The sequence below is a fragment of the Thalassotalea sp. G20_0 genome (assembly GCF_017744175.1).
In the GTDB taxonomy this organism is placed as follows: domain Bacteria; phylum Pseudomonadota; class Gammaproteobacteria; order Pseudomonadales; family Endozoicomonadaceae; genus Endozoicomonas.
On the sequence record NZ_JAGHQV010000012.1, the window covers coordinates 57,147 to 69,373 of the forward strand.

The 12,227-nt window shown below is 46.2% G+C and carries 12 protein-coding genes and 2 pseudogenes; 7 read left to right on the forward strand and 7 right to left on the reverse strand.

What is annotated here, in order from left to right:
• Positions 1-10: 10 nt before the first annotated feature.
• The 6 genes and pseudogenes from J7438_RS09540 to J7438_RS09560 all read right to left on the reverse strand — a co-directional run bounded on the left by J7438_RS09540 (position 11) and on the right by J7438_RS09560 (position 4,172).
• Positions 11-1,978, reverse strand: coding sequence for a type I restriction-modification enzyme R subunit C-terminal domain-containing protein (locus tag J7438_RS09540; protein WP_286196497.1), 1,968 nt, complete (start codon positions 1,976-1,978; stop codon positions 11-13).
• Positions 1,979-1,991: 13 nt separating this feature from the next.
• Entirely contained in the window at positions 1,992-2,348 is a 357-nt protein-coding gene (locus J7438_RS09545) for a hypothetical protein (protein WP_209202179.1), read from the reverse strand.
• Between the two features lie 88 nt (positions 2,349-2,436).
• A pseudogene (locus J7438_RS28630) lies at positions 2,437-2,532 on the reverse strand (SEC-C metal-binding domain-containing protein); the annotation flags it as partial.
• 297 nt (positions 2,533-2,829) lie between these two features.
• Positions 2,830-3,519: pseudogene (locus J7438_RS28635) on the reverse strand (DUF1186 domain-containing protein); the annotation flags it as partial.
• Between the two features lie 56 nt (positions 3,520-3,575).
• Complete coding sequence (locus J7438_RS09555) at positions 3,576-3,983, reverse strand: hypothetical protein (protein ID WP_209202180.1); 408 nt, start codon at positions 3,981-3,983, stop codon at positions 3,576-3,578.
• 57 nt (positions 3,984-4,040) lie between these two features.
• Positions 4,041-4,172, reverse strand: coding sequence for an N-6 DNA methylase (locus tag J7438_RS09560; protein ID WP_286196498.1), 132 nt, complete (start codon positions 4,170-4,172; stop codon positions 4,041-4,043).
• 550 nt (positions 4,173-4,722) lie between these two features.
• Here J7438_RS09560 and J7438_RS09565 point away from each other — a divergent pair.
• The 7 genes from J7438_RS09565 (at position 4,723) to J7438_RS09595 (ending at position 11,566) form a co-directional block, all read left to right on the forward strand.
• Positions 4,723-5,655, forward strand: a complete 933-nt coding sequence (locus J7438_RS09565; protein ID WP_209202181.1) for a hypothetical protein — start codon at positions 4,723-4,725, stop codon at positions 5,653-5,655.
• Positions 5,656-6,039: 384 nt separating this feature from the next.
• Positions 6,040-6,306: a hypothetical protein gene (locus tag J7438_RS09570; RefSeq protein WP_209276356.1), complete on the forward strand. Its 267-nt coding sequence runs from the start codon at positions 6,040-6,042 to the stop codon at positions 6,304-6,306.
• 483 nt (positions 6,307-6,789) lie between these two features.
• A complete protein-coding gene (locus J7438_RS09575; RefSeq protein WP_209276357.1) occupies positions 6,790-7,110 on the forward strand; it encodes a hypothetical protein in 321 nt (106 codons plus the stop codon).
• 129 nt (positions 7,111-7,239) lie between these two features.
• Positions 7,240-8,085, forward strand: a complete 846-nt coding sequence (locus J7438_RS09580; RefSeq protein ID WP_209276358.1) for a hypothetical protein — start codon at positions 7,240-7,242, stop codon at positions 8,083-8,085.
• Positions 8,086-8,436: 351 nt separating this feature from the next.
• Positions 8,437-9,204, forward strand: coding sequence for a hypothetical protein (locus J7438_RS09585; RefSeq protein WP_209276359.1), 768 nt, complete (start codon positions 8,437-8,439; stop codon positions 9,202-9,204).
• A gap of 498 nt (positions 9,205-9,702) precedes the next feature.
• Positions 9,703-10,563, forward strand: coding sequence for a hypothetical protein (locus J7438_RS09590; protein WP_209276360.1), 861 nt, complete (start codon positions 9,703-9,705; stop codon positions 10,561-10,563).
• A gap of 262 nt (positions 10,564-10,825) precedes the next feature.
• A complete protein-coding gene (locus tag J7438_RS09595) occupies positions 10,826-11,566 on the forward strand; it encodes a hypothetical protein (RefSeq protein WP_209276361.1) in 741 nt (246 codons plus the stop codon).
• A gap of 46 nt (positions 11,567-11,612) precedes the next feature.
• Here J7438_RS09595 and J7438_RS09600 read toward each other — a convergent pair whose 3' ends face one another.
• Positions 11,613-11,990 (reverse strand): basic helix-loop-helix domain-containing protein, encoded by a 378-nt coding sequence (locus J7438_RS09600; protein ID WP_209276362.1) that lies wholly within the window; start codon positions 11,988-11,990, stop codon positions 11,613-11,615.
• Between the last annotated feature and the right edge of the window lie 237 nt (positions 11,991-12,227).

The following is a 12,227-nucleotide window of genomic DNA, read 5'->3' on the forward strand; positions in this document are numbered from 1 at the left end:
CAGCGCCGGATTATCCGGGCCGCCATTGTAAAAGAGGTGAGGGTAAAAATCTGGCGGATTGTGGCTTGCTATACAGCAGGGCCTCCAGCTCCTGAACCGCTTGCAGGTAACCGGATTTGCCACCAAAGGCACTGACGAGTTCCATGGGGGCACCAATCTTGCTGAAGGCCTGATCGGTGAGGATGGTCATTTCTTCCACCGGCTCAATGCCCACATCGGCGTACTTCTCCAGCAGGGTTTCCAGCACCTGCCGGGCAGCCGCTTCATAGCGGGTAAAGTAGTTGCGCTTTTTCATGTTGTCCGCCCGTTCCCTTCGGGTAAGCGGTGGCTGATCAAAGGCGACATGGCAGATCAGATCAAAAGGGTCCAGCTCAGTGCCCAGTTCTTTGCTGACGTTGGCCTGCAATTCCGGCCAGAAGACACCCTGCTCAGCCAGTTCGTCGATCACGGCCTTTTTCTTGTCGGAACTGCTCCACTTGCGCAGGAAGTCATCCAGGCTGGCGTACTGGCGGGTGACGCATTCTCTGGTATGGTCGTGCATGGATTCGATGACCAGTTTGCCGTTGGCATCCAGATGCTGTACCCGTTCTCTGGAGATTTTGAATTCCTGACCCTGAACATGGTATTTGATGCGGGGTTCTGGCTCTCCTTCTTCGCCGGGTGGCGGTGGTGTGGGCGTATCTTCCTCATCGGTGTCATCGTTGCCCCACTCTTCGCCATCTTCAATGCTGTCGTCTTCACCGATGTCGTCAATGTTGTCTGGGGTTGTATCGGTATCGTCGGGCGGGTTGTCGTCCGGCGGAACAATATCGTCGCCTTCTTTGGGTTTGAAAATCTGTACCGGGTCGCCATCGAAGTCTTTGTCGGCAAATCGTTCGGTTGCCTTTTTGAAGTCCATGATGGTGAACCAGTGTTTGTTGTGCTCCTCATCGATGCGAGTACCCCGACCAATGATCTGCTTGAACTCGGTGGGTGAGCCGATGGTTTTATCCAGCACGATCAGTTTGCAGGTTTTGGCATCGACACCGGTGCTCATCAATTGGCTGGTGGTAACGATGGTCGGATAACGGGATTCCGGGTCGATAAAATTATCCAGCTCGGCTTTGCCCTCGTCATTGTCACCGGTAATCCCCATGATGTATTTGCGGTTTTCTTTGACCCGTTCAGGATTCAGATTGACCAGTGCCTGGCGCATTCGTTCTGCGTGGTCGATGTCAGTACAAAAGACGATGGTCTTCTGGAATTCGCCGGTTTTCTGCAGGTATTCGGTCACTTTGAAGGCCACCAGTTGGGTGCGCTCGTCAAAGACAATATCACGGTCCATATCTTTCTGGTTGTAGATGCGGTCTTCGATCAGGTTGCCGTATTTATCCTTCTGGCCGGATTTTGGGTGCCAGCCTTGCTGGTCCACATCCAGGTAGTTATCGTAGATTTTGGCAACATCGCGCTTGTCTGGCAGGCGGTCATCGTGGTCGTAGTGTTTGGACTCGACACTGCCATCTTCCCGGCTTTGCAGCAGGTAGCGGTGTTCTTTCAGGACACGGCAGTCGGTGAACAGGCGGGTAGCTGTGCGGCGCAGGTCTTTTGCGGTAAAGCGTTCCGGAGGCTGCTTGCCTTTCGCCATTGCATTATTTTGCAACCAGTCGTTATAAGCACCCACAAAGCGGCCAAGGTTACGAATATCGATGGGTGATCCACCGGTGATAATAAAGGGGCCATCAAAGCTGCCTGATATCCGCTGCGCCTGCTCCAGTATGGCCAATGCCCTGTCTGTTAGGAGAACAATGCGTTTTTTGGGGATGGCATTTTTGCCCTTGGTATAGATAAAACGGAGTGTTTGCTGGGAAAAATCAATATCAGACCACTTGATATCATTAAGCTGCCCAGGGCGATTATCAAAACAAACAAAACAGAACCGCAACAGCAGGCCATACAACGGACTCCATGTTTCTTTGCCGGATTCAAGGTGGTGCCACATTTGATGGAGCTCTTCATTGGAGAGTGATCGTTCCCTCCCTTGCTTTATCCCGTATCTCATTCAGCTTCAGGCCGGTTTTACCCAACCGGCTGTATCGGCCAATAAACAGCAAGGTGTCTTTGTTGTTATCCCGATATCGGTAATAGGCCTCAACATTGCTCTTTTGCTGTTTATAGACAAGCGTCCCTTCGCCTTTGCCCCCGACCGGCTCACTGATCTTGCTTTTCTTCTTGCCTTCAATGTTGATGGCACCGTAGTAAGATGGTGTGCTCAGCATTCCCACTAACTGCCCCATCGAAAAGGTGCCAGTAGCAAGCGGTTTTATTGGTTGAAGGCCCGGAAGGGCAAACAGCTCATCATGGTGAGCCATTGAATATGGGGTGTCTGTAGAAATCGGAAAAAATCGGCCATGGATGAATGCCTGTTGCAGGTTCCGGTTAAGGGTAGATGTTTACTGCCTATCGGCCACAGCACTTCTTGAACTTTTTACCGCTGCCACAGGGGCAAGGGTCATTACGTCCGACTCTGGAGTCCTCGCGGACAAAGGGCGTGTTGGTGGTTTCGTGGAATATCTCCCGGTATGTATTGCCGATCTGTTCATTCAGGTCTGCACGTTGCTTCGCTTTTTCGGCTATATGGGAAGTGCTGAAATCCATGAAATCCAGTCCACCCAGCCAATCCTCAAGCTCGATATGCTGGTTCATGCCCCAGCTTTCCAGTTCTCTATCCGCGTGATGAATATAACCAAACTCGGTCAGCAGTTGCTCCCGGTTGGTCTGCCACCACTGCTCAGGGGATCCGATACAGTAATCGCTGGCTTTGGCGAGGGTCCGGCCATTATATTTTTCACCAAGAAAACCGTTTTCGCAGGCTTCCCGAATGTCTTCCATCAGTTCTTTCGGATGAATCGTCACGCATTCATCGTACAGGGTCAACCAGAGGGGCAGAAAATCGTCTTCCAGATGTTCTGATTTAAACGCCCTGAACAGGGAAGAATAGAAGTCGATCAGTTCACTGCGGCTTATGTCTCCTTCAAAATAAAAACACTTCATGGTTTCCAGGGCCAGAACGCGAAGCTCAAGCCCATGGTTTCTGTCCAGAATAACGCCTTTCAGCTGAGCGATATCGTTGGCCATAATAGAGGCTGTTATCCTTTCCAGCCCGTTTTCACCGATCGAAAAAAGCAGTGAGTCATAAGCGGCTCCGGAATCCCAGTCACCATCACCCTGATCAAAGTCATTGATAATATCCGCTAGCACGGGGAATGCCGCAGACTCCCGGAATTGCGCCAGCACCATCAGTGCCACCAGGTGAAGGCAGTTACCTTCCTGTTCGTTATAGCCTTCGGGGGCATCGGCAAAATCCCGCAGTACCGCCAGCAGTAAAGGGGGCATTTCCTGTTGATGGGCGATAACCTGGCGGATAGCTTCCGCCGGGAAGGTATCGGGCTCAAGGTTGAGAAAGGGCTTGAGCAACGGATGATCGGCAAACACAGCAGTACTCCGGGTTTCTGAATGTTTGGTGAATGATGGTTCAACCATAGCACCGACAGAGTGCTGTTAGGGTGAATTACGTTATTTGCCGGTCATTCGAGTAATCAAAAAGTCACCAATGTCTGGCCCGCTTTTATCCGCTCCAGATGCTCTTCGACATAACCGAGTAATTCCCGGGATCGGGGTTCATCAATCAACCCGAGTCCGTAATGGCTCAGGATATAGCAAAACGCAAAGGCCATAAGAGGGTCTTGCAGTAAGGGTTCGTTGTCCAGGTTGGCAACATAACTGGTGAGCGCGGCATCACTGGCTTTTTTTCTGGCCTTTTTGCCGGGCTTGATACCACGAAAATTCAGGCATTCACAGTGAGCGATATGAAACAGCTCCTGATCGGTCATGTTATGTCCGATCATGTGTCCGTAAGGTATCACCTCCCGGGCGTCCTTCCAGGCGGCACGAATTTCCTGAATCCATTGCTCATTGGTTTGAGGCGGTTGTTTTTTTACTTTCATTTCGACACCTTGTCAGGGGGATAAATCAATACCATCGCCCCGGCTGCCAACTCCGGTTCAGCAGCCAAGACCGTCCTTGTTTTGATCAAACAGGGTTCCATCGGACAGTACCACGGCTGCACGGCCACCGTCTTTTAAAAGCTCAATGATTAGCTGCAAGAACAGGTCGACGGTTTCCCGGGTCTGCATTTCTGCCAGGAAGTTTTTCTCAATCCCGTCTTCCCCGGTGCTGTCGAACGGGGGATTGGTGAACGGTAGTCGTCCAGTTTAAATTCCAGTTCTTCTTACCGGGCATCGAAGATTTTCAGGAACAGCAGCCAGGGCATCTGGCCAATGCGCAGGGCATCACCAACAACACCGGCGTCTTTGCGCATGATGTCCTGGATGGATTTGATCACGGAACTGGTGGAGATGGTTTTTTCTTAAAAGCTGTTTGAACTTTTATATGAAATAGAGGTCATAGGATGAAACTCAATAATTCAATAATTCTATGAATATGCCTGTCTACTTTGCTGATTTTAATTTTAATATAGCTGCGGATCACTTTTCTTATTTTCGAGATAGTGCTTATTCGGAATCTGCCGCATCCTGTCAGGCATTCTTCCGCGAAGTTGTGGGCGTAGCAAATTTGCAGTGCGCTATGCGTGCTGATGGAACTGTTAAACACTGCCTCCAGCAGCCAAGGGTACTTTTTAATGATCCATCGGGTGATCCCCGGCTTGAAAAAAGGTCGATACTAATGGATAGTAGCCATCTTCAAGAAGACCATCCGCTTTGCTTACCTGTCAGAATACAACCCCGGAATAATGATCATGTTCCCAAATATATTCCTGGTAATGAACGTTTTTCGATCCAGTCTATTTTAGGATTAGAGCAATCAACCTCACAAAACGCATTAGTTGCTAATCCGCAACTGGATAGTGAACAGCTGCAACGAGATGCATCGCCTGCAGGAAATGAGTTGGATGATAAAGCTACGGCTTCCGGCTCAGATGAATCTCTGGCCAGCTCCCATGAGGATCACTGTGAGTCCGAGAAATGGAAAGCTGTCCGGAAGGCGTACGCACAGTCTGAGCGAATGAAGGCTTATCAGAGGGATTACCAGAAGGCTTACCGTCAGTCCGAAAAAGGGAAGGCTCGCAGACGAGCATGGGCGCAGTCTGAGAAAGGGAAGGCTTGTGTGCGGTCCTGGAAACAGAGAGCCAGCCATCAGGCTTATCGTCAGTCCAGCAAAGGGAAGGCTTACGAAAAGTCGGAAAAACGGAAGGCTTACCTCAAAGCCTACGAACAGAGCGAGAAGCGGAAGGCTTACGAACAGTCGGAAAAACGGAAGGCTTACCTCAAAGCCTACGAACAGACCGAGAAGCGGAAGGCTTACCGAAAGGCTTACAGTCAGTGCGAGAGAGTGAAAGCTTCCCAGAAGGCTTATCAGAAGGTTTACCAGAGGTATTACCGTCAGACCGAGAAGGGGAGGGCTTACCAAAAGGCTTACCGTGAGTCTCCGCAAGGACGTGCTTACCTGAAGGCTTACCGTAAAGCTTACCATAAGGTTTTAGGGGTTACCGGTGATATTGAACAGGCAAGAATCGCTGGTAGGCAAGCTACCGCCTTTATAAGAGAAGCTAATAAAGCAAACAATAATGAGCCTCTTAGAGAGCAAACAGGTTCTTGATCGTCAGCCAGGAAAAACATTGCACGACAAATGAATTATTGTTTACCCGTGAGTTGCCGACTTTTAGGCAGTTTATATTGCTATTTTAGAACCATAGGGACTTTGTATTTATTATAAATATTGAATGGATTGTGTTAGCGAGGAACTTTTACCAGAACGAGTAGTCTCAAACTGTAATTTGATATTTCAATAACTTTATAATTCAATGAATAGACCTTACTATTCTGCTTATTTAAATAAAGCCCCTGATCACTTTTTTTATGTTCAAAATACTGTTCATTTTGAACCTTGTGCATCATGTCAGGCTTTCTCCCGTCAAGTTTCAGAAGTAGCTACTGTTCTATGTACTATGCATGCTGATGATACGACTGAAAGCCGCCTTTATTGCGAGAAGATTTACTGTCAGTACTTGAACGAAGGTCTTACCAGCGCGCTTACCAGAAGGTTTACCGTCAGTCCTTGAAATGGAAAACTTACCAAAAAGCTTACCATCAATCCGAGGAACGTAAGGCTTATCGTAAGGCTTACAATCAAGTTCTCAAAGATACCGGTGATAAAGAACAGGCAAAAATCTCTGGTAAGCAAGCCTCCAACTTTGTAACAGAATCGAAAAAGCAAAAAATAATCAGCTACAGACAGATTGAGCCATAACAAACGCTCGCCAAATCGCTCAGCAATATAAATATTAAATGTATTGTGTCAGGCCGGAACTTTTATAAGAAGGAGTTGTCACAATCTATAATTGTGTAATTAAATAATTCAATGTCTGACCCGTATTCTAACTTTTATCCCTTGTGTTCGGAATTCCAGAAAGCGTATGAGTCTGTTATGTCGAACAGGGGATCGGCTTTTACAGCAAGGGTACAGAAACATGGATCGGTATTCGGGCTGAAAGTTGGTCGAACTGCACCAAGTAATTATGTGAATTTCTTTATTCCATGTCGTGAAAGCTTTCATAACCCATTGAGTGACTCCCGTTTTAAAAAAATACCAGTCAGGGTTATTTATTCTCAAGAATATGAACAAAGTGCACCGTTAGGCTTGTCATATAGACCCGGGGCATACCAGGGGGCTGATCGAAATACCAGAACGCCTGGCAGCCCGCCGGAATTAAGATCTGATTGGGTTTGGAGTATGGCTGGTGAAAGTTCTGATCCATTGCCTGCTGGTAATAAGTTGGATCTTACAGCTTCTGCTGCAAAATCTGGCGAATCTCTAACCATCATTATTGATAATACTCATGAACAGGACGAGAAACGGAAGGCTGCCCGAAAGGCCTACCAGAAGCTTTACCGTAAATCCGAAAAGGGGAAGGCTATACGGAGGGCTTACCAGAATGCCTACTATAAGGCTTACTATAAAGCTTTCAGGGATACCCATGATTTAGAACAGGCAAGATTTGCTGGCAGGCAAGCTGCTATCCCTATAAGAGAGTCATATAAAGCAAAAAAATAAGCTTGAATCAACCTCGATGCCTGGCTTACATAAATTTTGAATGGGATCTTTCAGGACGGAACTTTTATAATAAATAAAAGTCAAAATCATTAATTCAATAAATCATTAATTAGATAAATCAATAATTCAATGAATAATCCATATTCCAAGTTACACTCCTTATATTCTGGATTTCAGAAAGCGCATGAGTCTGTTATATCGAACAGTGGGTTAGCTGCTGAAAACTGCGCCCAGAAAAGTGGTTTGGTATTCGGCCTGCAAGTTGATCAAATTATACCATGTAACTATGTAAACCCCTTGAGTATATACGGTGGAGGTTTCCACAATCCATTAAATGATCCCCGCTTTAAAAAGATACCAGTCAGAGTTATTTATTCTCAAGAATTTGAACAAAGAGAACCGTTAGGGCTATCACATAAACCCGGGGCATATCAGGAGGCTGATCAAAATATCAGAATTGTTACCGGTCAACCAGAAATAAGAATTGATCGGGTTTGGAGTATGGCTGGTGAACGTTCTAACTTGGCAGCAGGAAATGAGTTGGATGTTGCAGCTTCTGCTTCTGGCTCTGTTGAACCTCTTACTCTCTCTCATGGTAAGGTTTACAAAAAGTCTGAGAAACGTAGGGCTGCCGATAAGGCTTACCATGTGTCCGAGAAGGGGAAGGCTGCTAAATGGGCCTCGGCGAGGTCCGAAAAAGTGAAGGCTTACCAGAGGGCTTACGCAAAATCTGAGAGGGGGAAAGCTGTCCGTAAGGCTTATCGTGCGTCCAAAAAAGGGCTGGCTACCCGGAGGGCTTACCAGAGGATTTACGCACAGTCTGTGAAAGGTAAGTCTAACCAGATAGCCTACCATAAGGCGTACTATGAAGTTTTAAGTAAAACCGGGGATAGAGAGCAGGCAAGAATTGCTGGCAGGCAGGCTACCGCATTGATAAGGGAGTCGAATAAAATAAAAAATAATGCACTTGAATAAACCTTTAATGACTTAAGCCTGGTTAAAAATTAAGTTTGGTCTGTCAGATAGGAACTTTTACAGGAAAGCACAGTCCTAATCATTAATTCAATAATCTAATAATTCAACAAATCAATGTCTACTCCATATTTTAACTCACACTCCTTGTATTCAGTATTTCAGAAAGCGTATGAATCTGTTATAACGGGCAATGGATTGGTTTTTCATGACCGGCCGCAGCAAAGTGGTTTAATATTTGGACTGCGAGTTGATCAAACTGCACCAAATAATTATATAAACCCCTTGATTCCATATAGTGAAAACTTCCATAACCCTTTCAATGATTCCCGTTTTAAAACAATGCCGGTCAGGGTGATTTATTCTCAAGAGTTTGAACAATGCCAGCCGTTAGACTTCTCACCTAAACCCAAGGCGCAATCTGGTGAATCTCTGGCCGTAGCTCCTGATAAGGCTTGCACACAGTCCGGGAAAGAGAAGGTTCACCATGAATCCGAAAAGGGAAATGCTTCCCCGAAGGCCTGTGCACAGACCGGGAAACGGAGGCCTCCGAAAAAACGAACCTGGGATCGGTCTGAAGCAGGGAAGGATTACTATAGGGCTTACCAGAAGACTTACGTGAAGTCCGAGAAAGGGAAGGCTTTCCTTAAGGCTTATGAACAGAGCGATATACGAAAAACTTCCCGGAATGCATACGAACAGACCGAGAAACGGAAGGCTGCCAAACGAGCCTGGTCTCAGTCCGAGAAAGGTAAGGCATACTATAGATCTTACCGTCAGTCTGAGAGAGGGAAGGCTGTCCGGAAGGCTTACCGTCAGTCCGAGAAAGGGATGGCTGCCCGTAAGGCTTACGCAGTGTCTGAGAAAGGGAAGGCTAACCAGAAGAATTACCGTGAGTCTGTGCATGGGAAGGCTGTCAGACAGGTCTGGGCAAACTCCGAGAAAGGGAAGGAGTCCAAACTGATATGGAGAAATTCAGAGAGGGGTAAGGCTTACCGGACGCTTTACACCAAGGCTTACAATAAAGTTTTCAAGCATACCGGTGATAAAGCGCAAGCAAGAATCGCCGGCAGGCAAGCTACTGCCTTTATAAAAAATTCAAATAAAGCAAAAAATAAATGAGATTGAATCAACCTCAATTATTAATAGCTATGCCTGGCTGACATAAAAATGGAAAAGTATCTTTCTGGTAGGAACTTTTATAAGAAAGTATAGTCCTAGTCATTAATTCAATAACTCAATAATTCAATGGCTACTCCGTATTTTAATTCACACTTTTTGTATCCGGGATCCCGAAGAGCGTATGAGTCTGTTATGTCGGGCAGTGGATTCACTGTTAAAGACTGGTCGCAGCAAAGTGGTTTGGTATTCGGGCTGCGAGTTGATCAAACTGCACCAAATAATTATATAAACCCCTTGATTCCATATGGTGAAAACTTCCATAACCCTTTCAATGACTCCCGTTTTAAAAAAATGCCCGTCAGGATTATTTATTCGCAAGAACCTGAAAAAATCAAGCTGCTAGACATATCACATAAACCCGGGAAATATCAGGAGGCCGAACAAAATAACAGAATTCTATCCAATCAATCAGAAATAAGAATTGAGCAGGTCTGGAGTATGGTCGATGAAGTGAGCCCTCACTCATACGGTTTAAGTAATGATCATCCTCCACTTATCTCAACGTTGAAAGAAACAGCAGGAAATGAGTTGGATGTTGAAGCTTCTGTTTCAGGAGCTGGTGAATCTTTGATCATCGATCATGATAAGACTTACGTGCAACCTGAGAAACGGAGGGCTTCCAAACGAACCCGGGCGGAGTCGGAAAGAGGGAAAGCTTACACAAAGGCTTACCGTGAATCCGAGAGAGGGAAAGCTGTCCGGAAGGCTTGGTCACAGTCTGAGAGAAGGAAGGCGTACCAGAAGGCTTACGCACAGTCTGAGAGAAAGAAGGCGTGCCAGAAGGCTTACGCACAGTCTGAGAAAGGGAAGGCTTGCCAGAAGGCTTACGCACAGTCTGAGAGAGGAAGGGCTGTCAGGAAGGCTTGGTTACAGTCTGAGAGAGGGAAGGCTTGCCGCAAGGTTTACGCACTGTCTGAGAAAGGGAAGGCTGCCAAACGAGCCTGGGAAAAGTCCGAGAAAGGGAAGGCTTACCGTGAGTCTGAGAGAGGGAAGGCTTGCCGCAAGGCTTACGCACAGTCTGAGAGAGGGAAGGCTGCCAAACGAGCCTGGGAAAAGTCCGAGAAAGGGAAGGCTTGCCGCAAGGCTTACGCACAGTCTGAGAAAGGGAAGGCTGCTGCCTTGAAGTATTACCGATATGCTTACCATAAGGCTTACTATAAAGTTTTCAAGAGTACCGGTGATAGGGAACAGGCAAGAATCGCTGGTCAGCAAGCTGGCGCTCTTATAAGAGAGTCTGATAAGGCAAAAAAAAATGAGCTTGCATCAAGTTCTGTTTCTTCCGTCCTGCCTGCTTTTTAAACTGACTGATAAGTCAGTAGCAGTATGATATTGGTTAACTACTTAACAGTCATAGTAAATCTTCAGGTCTGGTTGAAATAATTGTTGAATGGAATGGGGCAGAGAGGAACTTTTATAATGAAGGCACTGTCCTAAGCTGTAATTCAATATTTTTACTAATTCAATGTACAGATTTAACATAGACGCAAATTCCGTTTCTTCCTGTTTGCAGGGTTATTCAGGATCAGCTTTATCACCTGATACCTTCGGCTCACCGCGAACTATGGCTGGTTATTCGGTGCAGGCACTTGATCCATTTTCCCGATATTCAAATCGGGAGGTAAGCAATCAGGGGATACCATCAATTTCACGTGCACTTAAAGATTTTACAATTTCCCAACGACCGTCCACTGAAGGTCAATTCAAGCATTCTGGGCTTGCACCAGAAGAGCTTGATGCAATAGTATCTTGTGATTTTTCCAGTCAACCTGTTAATAATCCTTTTTCATCCACAGATTTAACTTTTAAAAATTCTCAACAGATAGCCCGGGAATTACCCTCAGAAAATTCATTAGCTGATTTTTCTAAGCCATCATCACGATCAGTTGCTATCGTTGGCCCGTTAAATACACACACACAAGGGCAGGCTTCAACGGGAATTACTGAGTTTAGAGCACCTGAATCGTTCCGTTCTGTTATACCTCTACCCCTCAGGCCCGCAGTCACTCACGATCAGTCAGATAAAAAAAAGGAATACCAGAAGGCTTATCGTATGTCCGAGAGAGGGAAGGCTGTCAAACGCGCCTGGGAAGACTCCCGGAAAGGGAGAGCTACCCGAAAGGCTTACCAGAGGAAGTGTCAGAATTCTATTCATCAGGCTTGTCGAAGGGCTTACAGTAAGGCTTACTATTTTGCTCTCAAGAATACCGGTGACAGAGAACAGGCAAAAATTGCTGGTCGAAAAGCGACTGACTTGATAAAGGAATCAATAACTCAGCATGCTAATGACCGATCCATATCTTAACTTTCAGTCCTTGATTTCGAGATTTCAGAAGGCATAATCCAATAACTCAAGTGAAATCGGGACTAATACCAAGTTGCTGTTCCAGTTGTTGAATGTATGCCGTGGCTTGTATCAAAGTCTCTACCTTTGTTAATTGTTGGTTGGATGCTCCGGGAATTTCATTTCGAAGTGCCTGGTAGGCTTGCTTCATGGTTTCTCTGCGTCTTTTTTCATTATCGGCGCGGATCTTTTTCCGTTCATCATAACTACGTTGGGGGGGATTTGTACTTTCCTCTGTGGCTGGTATGGAGTATTGGAATTTAGGGTCAATTTGCTGGACATTAAACTGATTGAAAGTGCATGCTGTGGGTGAATTGATTCGACACATGCCATAAGGATTATCCGATGGCGTACGAGACTGCATCGGCGTTATATTAAAGTTCATCTGATGTCATACCTCCTGCAATTTGAACAAGAAACCTTGAGTTCAACATGTGCAAAGTCAAAATAGTCAGCGGCATTGGATTCCTGAATATCGCTTACCTTCTTTTTCTGACAACTTATCAATGGCTTTCAGGTGGCATTGAGGGTTATCGGCGCAATAAAAGAGGGTGAAAAAACGCATCTTGTTCTGATCAAGTGGAACCATAAGACAAGCCAGTTGCTCCGGTAATTGAGCAAG

Bases quoted from the DNA above. Each gene is read 5' to 3' on its own strand.
- J7438_RS09540 (WP_286196497.1), bottom strand. From the start codon at position 1,978: ATGTGGCACCACCTTGAATCCGGCAAAGAAACATGGAGTCCGTTGTAT.
- J7438_RS09545 (WP_209202179.1), bottom strand. From the start codon at position 2,348: ATGGCTCACCATGATGAGCTGTTTGCCCTTCCGGGCCTTCAACCAATA.
- J7438_RS09555 (WP_209202180.1), bottom strand. From the start codon at position 3,983: ATGAAAGTAAAAAAACAACCGCCTCAAACCAATGAGCAATGGATTCAG.
- J7438_RS09560 (WP_286196498.1), bottom strand. From the start codon at position 4,172: ATGCAGACCCGGGAAACCGTCGACCTGTTCTTGCAGCTAATCATTGAG.
- J7438_RS09565 (WP_209202181.1), top strand. From the start codon at position 4,723: ATGGATAGTAGCCATCTTCAAGAAGACCATCCGCTTTGCTTACCTGTC.
- J7438_RS09575 (WP_209276357.1), top strand. From the start codon at position 6,790: ATGGCTGGTGAAAGTTCTGATCCATTGCCTGCTGGTAATAAGTTGGAT.
- J7438_RS09580 (WP_209276358.1), top strand. From the start codon at position 7,240: ATGAATAATCCATATTCCAAGTTACACTCCTTATATTCTGGATTTCAG.
- J7438_RS09590 (WP_209276360.1), top strand. From the start codon at position 9,703: ATGGTCGATGAAGTGAGCCCTCACTCATACGGTTTAAGTAATGATCAT.
- J7438_RS09595 (WP_209276361.1), top strand. From the start codon at position 10,826: ATGGCTGGTTATTCGGTGCAGGCACTTGATCCATTTTCCCGATATTCA.
- J7438_RS09600 (WP_209276362.1), bottom strand. From the start codon at position 11,990: ATGAACTTTAATATAACGCCGATGCAGTCTCGTACGCCATCGGATAAT.